16 protein-coding genes and 1 rRNA gene are annotated in these 16,536 nt (G+C 72.6%); 14 read left to right on the top strand and 3 right to left on the bottom strand.

Annotated elements, in window-relative coordinates; all coding sequences use genetic code 11:
* Positions 1–13 precede the first annotated feature (13 nt).
* The 9 genes from rrf to ABFY03_RS16705 all read left to right on the top strand — a co-directional run bounded on the left by rrf (position 14) and on the right by ABFY03_RS16705 (position 6,989).
* A 5S ribosomal RNA gene (gene rrf / locus ABFY03_RS16745) occupies positions 14–130 on the top strand.
* 78 nt (positions 131–208) lie between these two features.
* Positions 209–856, top strand: coding sequence for an HAD family hydrolase (locus tag ABFY03_RS16740; RefSeq protein ID WP_346170247.1), 648 nt, complete (start codon positions 209–211; stop codon positions 854–856).
* A 43-nt stretch (positions 857–899) separates the two neighbouring features.
* Positions 900–2,096 (top strand): MFS transporter, encoded by a 1,197-nt coding sequence (locus ABFY03_RS16735; RefSeq protein WP_346170246.1) that lies wholly within the window; start codon positions 900–902, stop codon positions 2,094–2,096.
* Positions 2,065–3,240, top strand: coding sequence for an acetoin utilization protein AcuC (locus ABFY03_RS16730; protein WP_346170245.1), 1,176 nt, complete (start codon positions 2,065–2,067; stop codon positions 3,238–3,240). The genes ABFY03_RS16735 and ABFY03_RS16730 overlap by 32 nt, the downstream gene beginning before the upstream one ends.
* Before the next feature lie 72 nt (positions 3,241–3,312).
* Positions 3,313–4,128: a phosphatase gene (locus ABFY03_RS16725; protein WP_319008496.1), complete on the top strand. Its 816-nt coding sequence runs from the start codon at positions 3,313–3,315 to the stop codon at positions 4,126–4,128.
* A 127-nt stretch (positions 4,129–4,255) separates the two neighbouring features.
* Positions 4,256–4,465, top strand: coding sequence for a helix-turn-helix domain-containing protein (locus ABFY03_RS16720; RefSeq protein WP_030495139.1), 210 nt, complete (start codon positions 4,256–4,258; stop codon positions 4,463–4,465).
* Between the two features lie 153 nt (positions 4,466–4,618).
* Entirely contained in the window at positions 4,619–4,717 is a 99-nt protein-coding gene (locus ABFY03_RS16715) for a 30S ribosomal protein bS22 (protein WP_003948845.1), read from the top strand.
* Positions 4,718–4,873: 156 nt separating this feature from the next.
* Positions 4,874–5,944 (top strand): NAD-dependent epimerase/dehydratase family protein, encoded by a 1,071-nt coding sequence (locus ABFY03_RS16710; protein ID WP_346170244.1) that lies wholly within the window; start codon positions 4,874–4,876, stop codon positions 5,942–5,944.
* Between the two features lie 16 nt (positions 5,945–5,960).
* Positions 5,961–6,989: a lysophospholipid acyltransferase family protein gene (locus ABFY03_RS16705; protein ID WP_346170243.1), complete on the top strand. Its 1,029-nt coding sequence runs from the start codon at positions 5,961–5,963 to the stop codon at positions 6,987–6,989.
* A 221-nt stretch (positions 6,990–7,210) separates the two neighbouring features.
* Here ABFY03_RS16705 and ABFY03_RS16700 read toward each other — a convergent pair whose 3' ends face one another.
* From ABFY03_RS16700 to ABFY03_RS16690, 3 genes are all read right to left on the bottom strand, one after another.
* Positions 7,211–8,476 carry a DUF5667 domain-containing protein gene (locus tag ABFY03_RS16700; protein ID WP_346170242.1) on the bottom strand — a complete coding sequence of 422 codons (1,266 nt, stop codon included), beginning with the start codon at positions 8,474–8,476 and terminating at the stop codon, positions 7,211–7,213.
* Between the two features lie 370 nt (positions 8,477–8,846).
* A complete protein-coding gene (locus tag ABFY03_RS16695; RefSeq protein WP_031013670.1) occupies positions 8,847–9,632 on the bottom strand; it encodes an ECF subfamily RNA polymerase sigma factor, BldN family in 786 nt (261 codons plus the stop codon).
* A gap of 423 nt (positions 9,633–10,055) precedes the next feature.
* Positions 10,056–11,021: an HAD family hydrolase gene (locus ABFY03_RS16690; protein WP_346170241.1), complete on the bottom strand. Its 966-nt coding sequence runs from the start codon at positions 11,019–11,021 to the stop codon at positions 10,056–10,058.
* A 93-nt stretch (positions 11,022–11,114) separates the two neighbouring features.
* On the opposite strand from ABFY03_RS16690, the gene ABFY03_RS16685 reads away from it, so the two are divergent.
* From ABFY03_RS16685 to ABFY03_RS16665, 5 genes are all read left to right on the top strand, one after another.
* On the top strand, positions 11,115–11,405 hold the full coding sequence (locus ABFY03_RS16685) for a glutaredoxin family protein (protein ID WP_319008501.1): 291 nt from the start codon (positions 11,115–11,117) through the stop codon (positions 11,403–11,405).
* Between the two features lie 272 nt (positions 11,406–11,677).
* Positions 11,678–12,466, top strand: coding sequence for a redox-sensing transcriptional repressor Rex (locus ABFY03_RS16680; protein ID WP_319008502.1), 789 nt, complete (start codon positions 11,678–11,680; stop codon positions 12,464–12,466).
* Entirely contained in the window at positions 12,463–13,818 is a 1,356-nt protein-coding gene (locus tag ABFY03_RS16675) for a glutamyl-tRNA reductase (RefSeq protein WP_346170240.1), read from the top strand. Before ABFY03_RS16680 ends, ABFY03_RS16675 begins: the two co-directional genes overlap by 4 nt.
* Positions 13,815–14,801, top strand: coding sequence for a hydroxymethylbilane synthase (gene hemC, locus ABFY03_RS16670; RefSeq protein WP_319008504.1), 987 nt, complete (start codon positions 13,815–13,817; stop codon positions 14,799–14,801). Before ABFY03_RS16675 ends, hemC begins: the two co-directional genes overlap by 4 nt.
* Positions 14,798–16,468 (top strand): bifunctional uroporphyrinogen-III C-methyltransferase/uroporphyrinogen-III synthase, encoded by a 1,671-nt coding sequence (locus ABFY03_RS16665; RefSeq protein WP_319008505.1) that lies wholly within the window; start codon positions 14,798–14,800, stop codon positions 16,466–16,468. The genes hemC and ABFY03_RS16665 overlap by 4 nt, the downstream gene beginning before the upstream one ends.
* Positions 16,469–16,536 lie beyond the last annotated feature (68 nt).

Here is a 16,536-nt window from a genome sequence, read left to right as displayed (position 1 = left end):
AACTTCATAGTGTTTCGGTGGTCATAGCGTTAGGGAAACGCCCGGTTACATTCCGAACCCGGAAGCTAAGCCTTTCAGCGCCGATGGTACTGCAGGGGGGACCCTGTGGGAGAGTAGGACGCCGCCGAACAATTTTTAGCCTCAACCCCCGGACCCTGTCCGGGGGTTGAGGCATTTTTGCGTTCAGGCCCGGATCTAGGCTGGGCACATGCGCTACGACCTGGTCATCTTCGACAACGACGGCGTGCTCGTCGACAGCGAGCCGCTCTCCAACCGGTTGCTCGCCGGCTATCTCACCGAGCTCGGGCACCCGACCACGTACGAGGACTCGCTCCGCGACTACATGGGGGCCGCGATCCACCGGGTCCACGACCTCGTCCTCGAACGGACCGGGCAGCGGCTGCCCGAGGACTTCGACGCCACCTTCCACGCGCGGGTCTTCGCCGGGTTCCGTGAGGAGCTGGAGCCGGTGGAAGGGGTGGAGGACGTGCTCAAGCGGCTCGCGGCCGCGGGGGTTCCGTACTGTGTGGCCTCCTCCGGGAGCCATGAGCGGATCCGGGTCGGGCACCGGAAGACCGGGCTCGACGCCTGGTTCCCCGAGGACGTCGTCTTCAGCGCCGAGGACGTCGGGAAGGGGAAGCCGGCGCCGGACCTCTTCCTGCATGCGGCCGAGCGGAGGGGCGTGGCGCCCGGGCGGTGCGTCGTCGTCGAGGACAGCCGGCTCGGCGTGCAGGCGGCGGTGGCCGCCGGCATGGACGTGTACGGGTTCACGGCGATGACGGCGGAGGACCGGCTGGCGGGGGCGCGCGGGTTCTTCTCGCGGATGGACGAGCTGCCCGGCATTTTGGGTCTGTGATCCATCTACCCATCGGTAGGTGGCGGGCCTACGCTGTGCCGCCATGACCGATGTGCGGCTGCGGCGGGGTCGGTCCTCGCTGGCCTTCAGCTTTCTCGTCCAGGGCGTGGCCTTCGCCCTGCTCGTGACCCGGATACCCGGGATCCAGGACCGGTACGGGATCTCCGACGGGCTGCTGCCGCTCTTCCTGGCGGCCGTGCCGATCCTCGCCGGGGTGGCCAGCGTGGCGACCGAGAAGCTCGTCGCCCGGGTGGCGCCCTCGGTGGTGCTGCGGTGGTCCCAGCCCGTCGTCCTGCTGGCCCTGCCGGCCGTGGGGGCGGGGGACGCGCTGTGGACGGCGGCCGTGGCGCTCGGGGTCTTCGGGCTCGCGGTCGGGGCGCTCGACGCGTCCATGAACATGCTGGGGGTGAGCCTCCAGCGGGCATACGGCCGGAGCATCATGCTCGGCTTTCACGCCGCGTACAGCCTCGGCGGGATCGCCGGGGCCTCGCTGGCCTGGGCGGGGGCGCACTGGCACCTGTCGCTGTTCTGGTCGTACCTGCCGGTGGTCGTGGCGCTGGCGCCGGCGGCGTTCCTCGGCAGCCGGTGGTACGTGGACGGCACGGCCGCCGCGGGCGGTGGCGGCGTAGGGAAGGGCGGGGCGCTGTCGTTCCGGCTGCTGCTGCCGCTGTGCCTGGTGATGACGTTCGCGTACATCGGGGACTCGACGGTCTCCAACTGGTCGGCGAAGTACCTCCAGGACGTCCTCGGCAGCTCCGAGGAGGCCGCTACCGTCCCCTACAACGCGTACATGGTGACGACGCTGCTCGGGCGGGCCGTGGGCGATCTCGGGGTGCGGTACTTCGGGGCGTCGGTGGTGGTGCGTGCCGGGGCGGTGCTCGCGGCGTGCGGGTTCGGGCTGGTGGCGGTGGCGACCTCGGCGTGGGTGGGGATCGCGGCCTTCACGGTGCTGGGGCTCGGGCTGAGCGTGATCGTGCCGCAGACCTTCGCGGCGGCGGGCCGGCTCTTCCCGGAGCACAGCGACGCCGCTGTCGCGCGGCTCAACGTCTTCAACTACGTCGGCTTCCTGGTCGGTTCCCCGCTCGTGGGGGCGCTGGGGGACGCGTGGAGCTACCGCGGGGCGATGCTCGTGCCGATGGTGCTCGTCCTGGTGACGGTGGTGTATGCCACGTCGTTCGGCGCGCGGGGGGCCCGATACGGTGGCGGGCATGAGCGGCCGCGCACTGTTGATGTGGGATGAAGCTGTCACGGGGTACGACTTCGGGCCCCAGCACCCGATGGACCCGGTGCGGCTCGCGCTGACCATGGGGCTGGTCCGGGCCTTCGGGCTCGACCGGGCGGTGGACGTGGTCGCCGCCAAGCCGGCCGGGGAGTCGACGCTGCGGCTCGTGCACCGCGAGGACTACGTGGCCGCGGTGCGGGCCGCCTCGGCCGATCCGCGCCACGCCGACCAGTCGTACGGGCTCGGGACCGTCGACGACCCCGCCTTCGAGGGGATGCACGAGGTGTCCGCGCTGATCGCCGGGCAGTCGGTGGCGGCGGCGGAGGCCGTCTGGCGGGGCGAGGCCGCGCACGCGGTGAACTTCGCCGGCGGGCTGCACCACGCGATGCCGGGCGGCGCGGCCGGGTTCTGCATCTACAACGACGCCTCGCTGGCGATCGCCCGGCTGCTCGAACTGGGCGTGGAGCGGGTCGCGTACGTGGACGTCGACGTCCACCACGGCGACGGGGTGCAGGCGGCGTTCTGGGAGGACCCGCGGGTCCTGACGGTCTCGCTGCACGAGCACCCGCGGACGCTGTTCCCGCAGACCGGCTGGCCGGAGGAGACCGGGGCGTCCGGCCCCGGTGAGGGCGGCGCGGTGAACGTGGCCCTGCCGGCGGGGACCGGGGACGCGGGCTGGCTGCGGGCCTTCCACGCGGTCGTGCCGGAGCTCCTCGCCGACTTCCGGCCGCAGGTGCTCGTCACCCAGCACGGCGCGGACACCCACTTCGACGACCCGCTGGCGCACCTGGCGGTGTCGCTGGACGCGCAGCGGGCGGTGCAGGAGGCGTGCCACGAACTGGCGCACGCGTACGCGGACGGCCGGTGGGTGGCGCTGGGCGGCGGCGGATACGCGGTGGTCGACGTCGTACCCCGGTCGTGGACGCATCTGGTGGGGATCGCGGCGCACGCGCCCGTGGAGCCGGAGACGGTCATCCCGTCCTCCTGGCGGGACGAGGTGTACGCGCGGACCCGGCAGCTGGGGCCCGGGCGGATGACCGACGGCCGGTGGCCGGTGGGCTTCCGGGAGTGGTCGGAGGGGTACGACCCGGCGGACCGGCTGGACCAGGCGGTGCTCGCGACCCGGCGGGCGGCCTTCCCGCTGCGCGGCCTGCTGGCCTAGTCGTTACGCCAACGGTGCGGCGTGCAACGGTTTCTGACGCTCCGGCAGGCCGGATCCGGCAGCATCGTGAGGGTGTTGAGTACCGGGGCGCTGCGGGCGCATCTGTTGGCGGCGGGGTTGGCGGGGACGGTGGCGACGTCGCGGGAGGAGAGCCTGCGGAGTTACCGGCTCTTCGCCGCGCGGGATCCGCGGGTGACGCTGGGGCTCGTGCCGGCCGGGTGCTGGGACGAGGCGGAGCTGCTGCGGCTGATGGCCGAGAAGTGCGGGGTGTCGGGGGATCCGGCGTACCGCTCGGGGCCGGACGTGATCGACCCGGAGCGGACGCTGGGCCGGCTGGACGCCTTCGCGGGGCGGCTGGCGGCGGCGGCCGCGCGGCGGGCTCCGGTGCTGTTCGGGACCGGTCATCCGCACCGGCTGCTCGGTTTCTACGCCGCTCTCGCAGACGCCCTGTCGGCGGCGGGATGTGACGTCCTCACCCCCGCGCAGGGGCGATGTGTCGACATAACGACCCGGTTCGGTCTACGCACGTACCTCGTCGACTACGTACGCGGGGTGGCGTTCGTGCGGGAGGCGGGGCCGCCGGAGGGCGGGCGCGAGCCGGGGGCGCACTCGCACTCGGCGCTTCCGGTGCGGGCCGTGCTGGAGAGCGCGGCGGAGGCCGGCGGGCCGCTGCCGGAGCTGGTCGTGGGGGACCACGGCTGGGTCTGCGGTGCTGGTCAGCTGGGTGTGGAGGCGATCGGGGTGGCCGACACGGACGATCCGGCGCTGTTCGTGGGGGAGGCCGAGGGGCAGGTGGCGGTGGCCGTCCCGCTCGATGACGGGGTGCCCTCGGCGTACTACCGTCCCCTGACGCGCTATGTACTCAATCGAGCGTGTCTGTCACGGTAAACGGGCGATAGGGGCTCCTCTTCCCCACTCGCACCACCCGCCCCTAGTCTGATGCGTGAGCGTTCGACGACGAAGAGTCACCGGAGGGGAAGCCGGTGGGCGTCTCGGCGGAAGGTACAGGTGGGTCATGGCTGCTGGCGATCGGCCTCTCAACGAGGTCAAGTTCCTGACCGTGGCGGAAGTCGCCGCGGTGATGCGTGTGTCGAAGATGACCGTGTACCGCTTGGTGCACAGCGGTCATCTGCCGGCGATCCGGGTGGGCCGGTCCTTCCGGGTCCCGGAGCAGGCGGTTCACGCGTACCTGAGGGAGTCGTACGTGGGGGTGGGGACCGCGTAGCGGGACGCGCGGCCGACCTGCGGCCGAACGGCGGGTGAGCCGTGTCCGGCCCTCGGATTACTCGTGTGGTGCCAGGGGCGGTAGGCTGACCCCTCGTAGGTCGTGTGGGCCCAGACGCCCCGCACCAGTGAGAAGAAGTGAGCGAGGGTAGTCGTGGGCTCTGTTATCAAGAAGCGGCGCAAGCGGATGGCCAAGAAGAAGCACCGCAAGCTGCTCAAGCGCACGCGCGTTCAGCGTCGCAACAAGAAGTAAGACCGGTGGCCGCGCGAGCGGCCTCCGTATGTGACACGGCGTGGCCCTTCACCGTCCTCGGTGAGGGGCCACGTTTTCATTGCGCCGAAACCCGCAGGCGCTACGGTGGCGGCTACGGGTAAGAACGGACGGAAGTTCGGACGGAAGGCGCTGATCTTGGGCAAGGTCGTGCTCGTCACCGGTGCCGCCCGGCATCTGGGGGGCCGTTTCGTGCGGCGGGTCCAGCGGGACCCGGAGGTGGAGCGGGTGGTGGCCGTGGACGCGGTCGAGCCCGGGCATCCGCTGGGGGACGCCGAGTTCGTCCGGGCGGACATCCGCCGGCCGGCCATCGCCAAGGTGCTCGCGGAGCACGAGGTGGACACGGTGGTGCACCTCGACGTGACGGGGACGGCGCTGGGCGCGGGCGGCCGGACGGCGGTCAAGGAGACCAACGTCATCGGCACCATGCAGCTGCTCGGGGCCTGCCAGAAGTCGCCGCGGGTCGGGCGGCTGGTGGTGAAGTCCAGCACGAACGTGTACGGCTCCGCGCCGCGGGACCCGGCGGTCTTCACCGAGACGACGCCGGCGAAGTCGCAGTCGAGCGGTGGTTTCGCGAAGGACGCGGTCGAGGTCGAGGGGTACGTACGGGGCTTCGCCCGGCGGCGGCCGGACGTGGCGGTGTGCGTGCTGCGGTTCGCGAACATCCTGGGACCGCGGGTGGAGTCCCCGCTGACCGAGTACCTGTCGCTGCCGGTGATGCCGACGGTCCTGGGGTACGACCCGCGGCTGCAGTTCGTCCACGAGGACGACGTGATCGACGTGCTGCGGCTCGTGGCGCAGGAGCCGCGCCGGGCGTCGCTGAACAGCGGGACCTTCAATGTGGCGGGCGACGGGGTGCTGCTGCTGTCGCAGTGCGCGCGGCGGCTGGGGCGGCCCACGGTGCCGGTGCTGATGCCCGCGGTGAGGTGGGTGGGGTCCGCGCTGCGGACGGTGGGCCTGACCGACTTCGCGCCCGAGCAGATCCGGCTCCTCACGCACGGGCGGGTCGTCTCGACCGCGCAGATGCGGGAGGTCCTGGGCTTCCGGCCGCGGTACTCGACGGCGGAGGCGTTCGCGGACTTCGCGGCGAGCCGGGGGCCGGGGCTGCTGCCGCCGGAGCGGCTCGCGGGGGCGGTGGACCGGCTGGCCGGCCGGGTCGCCGCGGGGGCGGGTCCGATTCCTTCCCGTGACTCTCACGACGGTGCCTGAGGAGCAGCGAACAGCGATGGCGGACGCCAAGGTGATTCCTTTCGACGACGACCGTTCGCGGGCCCGGCGGCGGCCGGGGCGGCCCGAGGAGCCGTCCGGGGCCGGGGCCGGGCCCGCGGCGGTACGGGCGCTGCCGGGGGCGGCCCGGGAGGCGGCGGCGGCCGTCCCGGAGCCGGACGAGCCCGTGGAGGCCCCCGCGCGGGCGTCGGACTGGGAGCGGCGGCTGGCGGGCGGGCTGGCGTTCCTGCGGCGGCGGGTCACGGGCGAGTACGAGGTCGACGAGTTCGGTTTCGACGCCGAGCTGACCGATCAGGTGCTGATGTCGCTGCTGCGCCCGCTGTACGAGAAGTACTTCCGGGTGGAGGTGAAGGGCGTCGAGAACATCCCGGAGAAGGGCGGGGCGCTGATCGTCGCGAACCACTCCGGGACGCTGCCGCTGGACGGGCTGATGATGCAGGTCGCGGTGCACGACCACCATCCGGCGGGCCGGCATCTGCGGCTGCTCGCGGCGGACCTGGTCTTCGTGCTGCCGGTCGTGAACGAGCTGGCGCGGAAGGCGGGGCACACCCTGGCGTGCGCGGAGGACGCGGAGCGGCTGCTGCGGGCCGGTGAGGTCGTCGGGGTGATGCCGGAGGGCTTCAAGGGGATCGGGAAGCCGTTCTCGGAGCGGTACAAGCTCCAGCGGTTCGGTCGGGGCGGTTTCGTCTCGACGGCGCTGCGGGCGGGGGTGCCGATCGTGCCGTGCTCGATCGTGGGCGCGGAGGAGATATACCCGATGATCGGGAACGCGAAGACGCTGGCGCGGCTGCTCGGGCTGCCGTACATGCCGGTGACGCCGACCTTCCCGTGGCTGGGGCCGCTGGGGATGCTGCCGCTGCCGACGAAGTGGACGATCCAGTTCGGGGAGCCGATCCCGACGGACTCGTATCCGCCGGAGGCGGCGGAGGACCCGATGCTGATGTTCAACCTGACGGACCAGGTGCGGGAGCAGATCCAGCACACGCTGTACAAGCTGTTGGTGCAGCGGAGGTCGGTGTTCTTCTGACCTGGCCATGGGGCGGGGCCGACCCGGCGGACGGAGTCCGGCGCAGCCTTTCGAAGCCCGGGAGGCCCCCTGGGGCCGAGCGGTGCGAGGACGGCGGAGCGAGAGGGGCCAAGCTGTTGGTGCAGCGGAGGTCGGTGTTCTTCTGATCTGTGAGGTCGGTGTTCTTCTGGGCGCATGGAAGAAGGGGCGCCCCCCGTCCGTGGGGGCGCCCCTTCTTCTTGTCAGCGAGCGTCCTCGCTGTCGATGCCGAGGCCCGGAAGGAGGCCCGGCAGGAGTGGCGGGATGGTGACGTCCGGGGGCGTGGGGGTCGCCTGGCTGTCCTCCGGGGCGGTCGTCGTGCCCGTGGGGGACGGCAGGAGGCCGCCGGTGTCGCCGCCGAGGAGTCCGTCGTCCTCGGGGGAGGTGGTGCCGGTGCCGGCGCCCGGGCTCGGGGTGGTGCCGGTGCCGGTGTTCGCCTCGCCGCCCGTGCCGGTGCCCTGGGTGGTGCCGGAGGGCCGGGGGGCGGTGGCCGACGGGCTGCCCTGGGTGGGGGCGTCCCGGGTGGCCGGGGGCTGCTGGGGGTCCGCGCCCTGCTGGTGTTCGCGGGCGGTGGGGCTGCTGCTGGAGCCGCCGGGGTCGACCGCGCCCGTCTCGGGGGTGCGGGGCAGCATCGACTGGAGCGGCTCGACCTCCTGGTCTATGGCGTCGAAGACGCCGGTGACCTCTTCGCCGACGTCCGCGAGCTGGACGGGGAGGCGGCCGCGCAGGCCGTTCCAGGTGTCGCGGTGGGCCTGCGCGAAGGAGTTCAGCCGGGCCATCGGGGCGATCTCGCCGTCCCGGTCGTACGCCCGGCGGAGCAGCCGGTGGCCCTCCTCGGCGTCGTGCTTCATGCCCCCGAGGGCGCGGCGGATCTCGCCGAGGGACTCGTGGTCGAGCTCGCCGGAGCGGGCGCGCTCCATGAGCCGGCGGGCCTCGCTGAGCCGGGTGGACGCCTGGTCGAGGTAGATGCCTCCGCGGTCGGCGTCGTCGTCGGCCATGCCGAGCTTGAGGTCCTCCATGCCCCGCTTGAGTCCGTAGAGCGAGTCACCGGGGAGGGCGTCGGAGCTGGCGGCGGCGACTCCGCCGAAGGCTCCGGCGGCCACGCCGACGGTGAGGCCGCCCGCGGCGAGCCCCTTGCTCCAGCGGGAACGGGGGCGGAGTTTCCGCAGGGGGGAGGCCCGGTGGGCGCCCCTCGTGGTCCGCTGTTCCGGGACGGTGGGGCCGGCGGCGGCCGTCCCCTGGGCGAACATCGCCTCCATGGCGGCCACGAGCTGGGCTCGCTGCACCACCTTGACCTCGGGGTCGAGCTCCGGCTTCGGCAGTTCACCGAGACCGCTCGCCAAGGCCAACAGCCGTCCCTGGTCGCCCGTGTCGGCCGTGGGGTCGGGCCGGTCGGCCTCGCCCTCGGGCGTCCGGTCCTCCAGGGCCTGGGCGAAGGCGTTCGCCCGCCGGTGCACGTTCGCGATCACTGGCGGCACCTCCTCTCGTCATGACGGTCGACTCCCCAAGGGGTCCGGAAGGTTGCCCGCCTTGAGCAGATCCACACGAACGAGTGAGTGTCTGCGGGCAGGGCGTGACCACAGGGAGCCTGCATTTCGCACAACGAGCGGCGCGGCACTTGGGTTACGCGCGAAAGATGATCGGACCAGTGCGTCATCGATGCGTCACCGACTGTGATTTGGGACGGGCAGTGGTGGCGTGGGGGGAGGGGTACGGGTGCAGTACGGGTGAGGGGGACAAGGTCTTCACTGGGGACGGGGACGTGGGGACCGGTGCGGGGGACACGCGGGGAGGGGAGGGAGAGCGGAGCGGCGGCGGTCGGCGGCCCGGACGGCCGGGCTAGCGGGCGTCTTCGGGCAGGAGCCGGGCGAGGGTGCGGACGGCCCGGTACTGAAGGGTCTTGATGGCGCCCTCGTTCTTCCCCATGACCCGCGCGGTCTCGGCGACCGAGAGGCCCTGGAGGAAGCGGAGGGTCACGCACTCCTGCTGCTGGGGGTTGAGGCGGCGGACGGCGTCGAGGAGCGCGGCGTTGGAGAGGGACTCGAGGACGGAGTCCTCCGGGCTGCGCTCTACCTCGTTGGCGTCGAGCATCTCGCCGGTGGTGACCTCCAGCCGGAAGCGGCTGGACTTGAAGTGGTCGGCGACCAGGTTGCGGGCGATGGTGACGAGCCAGGCGCCGAAGTCGCGGCCCTGCCAGGTGAAGGTGGAGATCCGGCGCAGGGCGCGCAGGAACGTCTCACTGGTGAGGTCCTCGGCCGTCGCCTTCCCGCCGACGCGGTAGTAGATGTAGCGGTAGACGGTGTCGCTGTACTGGTCGTACAGCCTGCCGAACGCCTCGGCCTCGCCGGCCTGGGCGCGTTCGACCAGGTCCATCATGCGGGCGCTGTCGCTGTCGGCGGTGGGGCGTCGGGCGGTGGCCGGGCTCCCGGCGCCCCCGCGCGCGCCCCGTCTGCCGACGGCGGCACCGCCGTCGGCCAGGGCATAGCAGGGGCCGGCGGGTGCCGGTGCGGCGAAGGCGAAGGCAGGACCGGCGTACGCGGTGGGGACGAAGCCACGCAAGTGGTCGAGGACCGTTGCGCGCAGCGTAGCCAGGCCCGAGGCGTCAACCCCGACGTGTGGGTACACGGGACTCCCAGAGGCAGAGCTTCCATCACGTGCAGTGCGGATCCGTTCACTCGTCGTGGCGACGGGAGGGTTCCGCTGTGCGTCTGAGGAGAATAACGCTTCGTACAGGCAGCGCTACACCCAGTTGCCTAAATCACCGATTACGTCGCTTCGGTTATAGGTTGCGGACGGATCAAGTCGCACTTGGTGACCGGTTATTGATCGAGTGGCTTCCGAGTGTGACTGCGTCGGCGTTGCGTTGTGCTCATGTGCGGTAGGGGGGAGTGACCCCGGCCGTTCCTGGGTAAGGGCGCGGAAATGCCCGGGAGTTCCGGGGCGCGCGGCTGTTCGACCACGGACGGGTGAGCCCCGCTGGTCCGTGGTTGTCGCAGATGATCGCAGCCGAAACGTATCGGCAGGAGAGGGGCGGGCGGACCGCCCGGCTCAGCGGCGCCGGCGGTGCAGGGCGACCGCGGCGGTGCCGCCGGCGACGGCGCCGAGGCCCGCGGCGGCCGGGATGCCGATCTTCGCCGCCTTGCGGCCGGTCCGGTAGTCGCGCAGCCGCCACTCGCGGTCCCTGGCGTGCCGGCGCAGCTTGGTGTCCGGGTTGATCGCGTACGGGTGGCCGACGAGCGAGAGCATCGGGATGTCGTTGTGCGAGTCGCTGTACGCGGCGCAGCGGGCGAGGTCCAGGCCCTCCGCGGCGGCCAGCGCCCGTACCGCCTCGGCCTTGGCGGGGCCGTGCAGCAGCTCGCCGACCAGGCGGCCCGTGTAGACGCCGTCCACCGACTCCGCGACCGTGCCGAGGGCGCCGGTCAGGCCGAGGCGGCGGGCGATGATCGTGGCCGTCTCGACCGGGGCGGCCGTCACCAGCCAGACCTTCTGTCCGGCGTCGAGGTGGGCCTGGGCCAGGGCGCGGGTGCCCGGCCAGATCCGGTCGGCCATGTACTCGTCGTAGATCTCCTCGCCGATCGCCATCAGTTCGGAGACGCGGTGGCCCTTGACGATGGAGAGCGCGCTGTCGCGGGCCTCCTGCATATGGGCCGGGTCCTCGACGCCGGCCAGCCGGAACCAGATCTGCGCCCAGGCGAAGCGGGCGAGTTCGCGGCGCTGGAAGAACTTCCGCTTGTACAGGCCGCGGCCGAAGTGGAAGATCGCGGCGCCCTGCATCACGGTGTTGTCGAGGTCGAAGAAGGCAGCCGCCCGTACGTCGCCGACGACCGGGAACTCGGGCTCCTCGGGGGCGGCTTCGGCGGCGCGGGCCGCTTCGAGGGCGGCGGCCTCCTCCTCTCTCTCCTGTTCCAGCTGGAGCGAGGTCTTGCGGGCCGCCTCGGCGGCGGCCTCGCCTGCCAGGACGCTGCGCGCGGTGGCGGAGCGCCTACGGGGGGTGAGCCATCCCAGAGCGGCCATGTCTGGAGCATAGCCAGTCTGTTCGGTCCTTCCCGACTTGTGGGGACGCCGTCGTGTGAACAGTGCGGGTCCCCGCCGTGACCGGACGGGACAATGGACGGCATGTTCGGACGTACGAAGAAGAAGGACGCGGCCAAGGACCCGGCCGCGCGGACCGTGACGCTGATCGGGAAGCCGGGGTGCCATCTCTGCGACGACGCCCGGGCGGTGATCGAGGCCGTGTGCGCCGAGACCGGCGCCCGCTGGGAGGAGCGCGACATCCTCCAGGACGAGGCGCTGTACAAGGAGTACTGGGAGCAGATCCCGGTCGTCCTGGTCGACGGCGAGCAGCACACCTTCTGGCGGGTGGATCCGGAGCGGCTCCGGCGCGAACTGGGTGCCTGACCGAAAGCCGGTTACCATCATGGACGTTTTGTAGGCATTCGGGGGCCACGTCGTGAGGAGTGTGTGCGGCTTTGCCCCCTTCGGCATCTCAACGCGTCGCGCCGTGCGACGGTTCCATCGCGGCGAGAACCGGTCGCGTGACCCCGGTCACTTTGGCCAGACAAAACGGACACCATCTTTGTGCACGCGTTCACAAAGACATAGCCTGCATTCGACGGGGCGGTCCTGGGACGTATGGCCGCCTGCAGCCCCGCTCATCCCGCAGGAGCACCGTGGCAACTGGCCGAACTCACCGACCGGCGACCCGTAGCCGAGGAATTCCCGAGGCCACCGTCGCCCGCCTTCCGCTGTATCTGCGCGCCCTGACCGCGCTGTCGGAGCGCTCCGTACCCACGGTCTCCTCGGAGGAGCTCGCGGCCGCGGCCGGCGTCAACTCCGCGAAGCTGCGCAAGGACTTCAGCTACCTCGGCTCGTACGGCACCCGCGGTGTCGGCTACGACGTCGAGTACCTCGTCTACCAGATCTCCCGCGAGCTCGGCCTGACCCAGGACTGGCCCGTCGTGATCGTCGGCATCGGTAACCTCGGCGCCGCGCTCGCCGGTTACGGCGGCTTCGCCTCCCGCGGCTTCCGCGTCGCCGCGCTGATCGACGCCGACCCCGCCATGACCGGCAAGCCGGTCGCCGGGATCCCCGTCCAGCACAGCGACGACCTCGAGAAGATCATCGCCGAGGACGGCGTCTCCATCGGCGTCATCGCCACCCCGGCCGGCGTCGCCCAGCAGGTCTGCGACCGGCTCGTCGCCGCCGGCGTCACCTCCATCCTCAACTTCGCCCCGACCGTGCTCTCCGTGCCGGACGGCGTCGACGTGCGCAAGGTGGACCTCTCCATCGAGCTCCAGATCCTCGCCTTCCACGAGCAGCGGAAGGCCGGCGAGGAGCCCGGCGACGAGTCCGCCCCGGCCGCCGCCGCCCCCACGGTGCCGCAGGCCGCGACCCGTACCACCGCCGAGAGCGGCCGCAAGGGACCCGACGGGGACGTCCCCGCGGTGATGCCGGCATGAGCCTCCTCGTCGTCGGCCTGAGCCACCGCAGCGCTCCCGTCTCCATCCTGGAGCGGGCCTCGCTGCCCTCGGACACCCAGGCCAAGCTCCTCCAGGACACCCTCGCCGCCGAACCGGCCGCCGAGGCCACCGTCCTCGCCACCTGCAACCGCATCGAGCTCTACGCCGACGTGGACAAGTTCCACGCCGGGGTCGCCGAGCTCTCCACGCTCCTCGCCCAGCACAGCGGCGTCGGCCTGGAGGAGCTCACCCCCTACCTCTACGTGCACTACGAGGACCGGGCCGTCCACCACCTCTTCTCGGTGGCCTGCGGCCTGGACTCCATGGTCGTCGGCGAGGGCCAGATCCTCGGCCAGATCAAGGACGCCCTCGCCCTCGGCCAGGACCTGCACACCGCCGGCCGGCTCCTCAACGACCTCTTCCAGCAGGCCCTGCGGGTCGGCAAGCGCGCCCACAGCGAGACCGGCATCGACCGGGCCGGGCAGTCGCTCGTCACCTTCGGTCTGGAGCAGCTCGCCCAGGACACCGCCGTCGAGAACTGGGCCGGCGGCAAGAAGGCCCTGGTCATCGGCGCCGGCTCGATGTCGTCGCTGGCCGCCGCGACCCTGGCCCGCGCCGGGGTCGCCGAGATCGTCATCGCCAACCGCACCCTCGCCCGCGCCGAGCGGCTCGCCGAGATCCTCGCCGAGCCCGGAGGTACGGGCGTGGCGGCGCGCGCGGCCGAGATGGTTGCCGTCGGCGACGAACTGGGCCGGGCGGACATCGTCGTCTCCTGCACCGGCGCCACCGGGCTCGTCCTCACCGGCGACGCCGTCGAGGCCGCCGCCGCGGGCCGCGACGAGCCGCTGTACCTGCTCGACCTCGCCATGCCCCGCGACATCGACGCCGCCGCCCACCGGATCCCCGGCGTCCGGCTCGTCGACATCGAATCGCTCGCCGACGCCTCCGCCGACGCCCCGATGGCCCACGACGTCGACCAGGTCCGGGGCATCGTCTCCGACGAGGTCGCCGCCTTCGGCGCCGCCCAGCGCGCCGCCCACATCACCCCCACCGTGGTCGCCCTGCGCACCATGGCCGCCGACGTGGTGGCCAGCGAGGTCGCCCGCCTCGAAGGCCGCCTCCCCGGCCTCGACGACAAGCAGCGCGCCGAGATCACCCAGACCGTGCGCCGCGTCGTCGACAAGCTCCTGCACGCGCCGACCGTGCGGGTCAAGCAGCTCGCCAGCGAGCCCGGCGGCGCCGGGTACGCGGACGCGCTGCGGACACTCTTCGACCTCGACCCGGAGACGGTCGCTTCCGTCTCCCGGGCCGACCTGAATGACGCCGACGTCAAGAACCGAGGGCGAGTATGACCGAGAGGGCACTGAGGCTCGGGACCAGGCGCAGCAAGCTCGCCATGGCCCAGTCCGGGCACGTGGCCGAGGCCGTCCGGCAGGCGACCGGCCGGTCCGTCGAGCTCGTGGAGATCACCACGTACGGGGACACCTCCCGTGAGCACCTCGCGCAGATCGGCGGCACCGGCGTCTTCGTCGCCGCCCTGCGCGACGCGCTGCTCGACGGCGAGGTCGACTTCGCCGTCCACTCCCTGAAGGACCTGCCGACCGCCCAGCACCCCGAGCTGGTGCTGGCCGCGATCCCGAAGCGCGAGGACCCGCGCGACGTCCTCATCGCGGGCGAGGGCCTCTCGCTCGACCGGCTCCCCGCGGGGGCCCGCGTCGGCACCGGCTCGCCGCGCCGCATGGCCCAGCTGCACGCGTACGCCCGCAGCCACGGCCTCGACCTGACCTGCGTCCCGATCCGCGGCAACGTCGACACCCGCGTCGGCTACGTCCGCAAGGGCGAGCTCGACGCCGTCGTCCTCGCCGCGGCCGGACTCAACCGCATCGGCGGCACCGAGGAACTCCTCGGCGGCCTGTCGGCCGAGCACCTGCCGGTCGACTCGGTCCTGCCCGCCCCCGGCCAGGGTGCCCTGGCCGTCGAATGCCTGGCGTCGAACTCCGACCTCGTCGCCGCGCTCGCCGCTCTCGACGACCCGCAGACGCGGGCCGCCGTGACCGCCGAGCGATCCCTGCTCGCCGCCCTCGAGGCCGGCTGCAGCGCACCCGTGGGCGCGCTCGCCGACATCCTCGCCGACGGTCCCGGTCACGGGCAGGTTGTCACCGAAATGCGCCTGCGCGGCGTCGTCGGCACCACCGACGGCTCGACGCTGGTGCAGCTGTCCACCACCGGTCCCGTCCCCACCTCGTACGACGAGGCGGCGGCGCTCGGACGCGAACTCGCGGCCGAGATGCTCGCCAAGGGTGCGGCCGGTCTTATGGGGGAGCGAGCACTTTGAGCCCCACCAGCCCGACCACCAGCCCCGTGCCCCCCGTCTTCGCGGGCCACGGCCACGTCACCTTCCTCGGCGCAGGCCCAGGCGACCCCGGACTCCTGACCCTCCGGGCCGTCGAGGCCCTGGCCGGAGCGGACGTCCTGATCGCCGAGCCGGAGGTCCTCGACGTCGTTCGCTGCCATGCGCGCGCGGGCGTGAGCACGCCTGAGCTGACGGTTGTTGACGAGGCGTCAACAACCGCCGGTGTCCCCGTGTTGAGGAATGCGACCAATCTTGTCATGGAGGCCGCGCGCGGCGGCAGGCGGGTCGTCCGTGCGGTGACCGGCGACCCCGGCCTCGACGGCAACGCCGGCGCCGAGATGCTCGCCTGCGCCGCCGAGGGCATCCCCTTCGAGGTGGTCCCCGGCGTCGCGACCGTGGTCGGCGTCCCCGCCTACGCCGGTGTGCCGCTCCGCGACGAACAGGGCACCGACGTCCGCTTCGTCGACGCGCGGACCGCCGACGACCGGTGCTGGGCCGAGGTCGGCGCCTCCGACGGCACCGTCGTCGTCTCCACCTCGCTCGACGCGGTCGCCGCGGCGGCCGGTGAACTGGTGGCGGCGGGCCGTAAGCCGGACACCCCGCTCACCGTCACCATCGCCGGCACGACCACCCGCCAGCGGACCTGGAACGCGACCCTCGGGACGATCGCCCAGGTCTTCAAGCAGGGCAAGGTGCTCCCCTCGCCCGAGGGCCACCGGCCGGTCATAGCCGTGGTCGGCGAGCGCAGCGCCCCGGCGCAGCGCGACCAGCTCTCCTGGTTCGAGTCCAAGCCGCTCTTCGGCTGGCGGGTGCTCGTGCCGCGCACCAAGGAGCAGGCCGCGTCGCTCTCCGACCAGCTGCGCTCGTACGGTGCCGTGCCGCACGAGGTGCCGACCATCGCGGTCGAGCCGCCGCGGACCCCGCAGCAGATGGAGCGGGCCGTGAAGGGCCTGGTGACGGGCCGCTACGAGTGGATCGCCTTCACCTCCGTCAACGCGGTCAAGGCCGTCCGCGAGAAGTTCGAGGAGTACGGGCTCGACGCCCGCGCCTTCGCCGGCATCAAGGTCGCGGCGGTGGGCGAGCAGACGGCCGCGGCGCTGGTCGACTTCGGTGTGAAGCCGGACCTGGTGCCGAGCGGTGAGCAGTCCGCCGCGGGCCTCCTCGAGGACTGGCCGCCGTACGACCCGGTCTTCGACCCGATCGACCGCGTCTTCCTGCCGCGGGCCGACATCGCGACCGAGACGCTGGTCGCGGGGCTCATCGAGCTCGGGTGGGAGGTCGACGACGTCACCGCCTACCGGACCGTGCGCGCGTCGCCGCCGCCGGCGGACACGCGGGAGGCGATCAAGGGCGGCGGCTTCGACGCGGTGCTCTTCACGTCGTCGTCGACCGTGCGGAACCTGGTCGGCATCGCCGGCAAGCCGCACAACGTGACCGTCATCGCCTGCATCGGGCCGGCCACCGCCAAGACGGCGGAGGAGCACGGGCTGCGGGTCGACGTGCTCTCGCCCGAGCCGTCCGTGCACAAGCTGGCGGAGGCGCTGGCGGAGTTCGGGATCCGGCGGCGGGAGGCGGCGCTGGAGGCGGGCGATCCCGTCACGCGCCCGAGCGAGCGCCGACCGGGCGCGAGGCGCCGCCGCACGACCTGACGAGCCCGCGCCGCCGTTTCTGGCGCACCTCGCCCTTCCGGCGCGGGTCCCCCTTGAGCGGGGGCCCG

This window comes from Streptomyces roseofulvus (assembly GCF_039534915.1).
GTDB lineage: Bacteria > Actinomycetota > Actinomycetes > Streptomycetales > Streptomycetaceae > Streptomyces > Streptomyces roseofulvus.
Note: the sequence above shows the minus strand (reverse complement) of the source record. Positions and strands in the feature narration are given on the sequence as shown.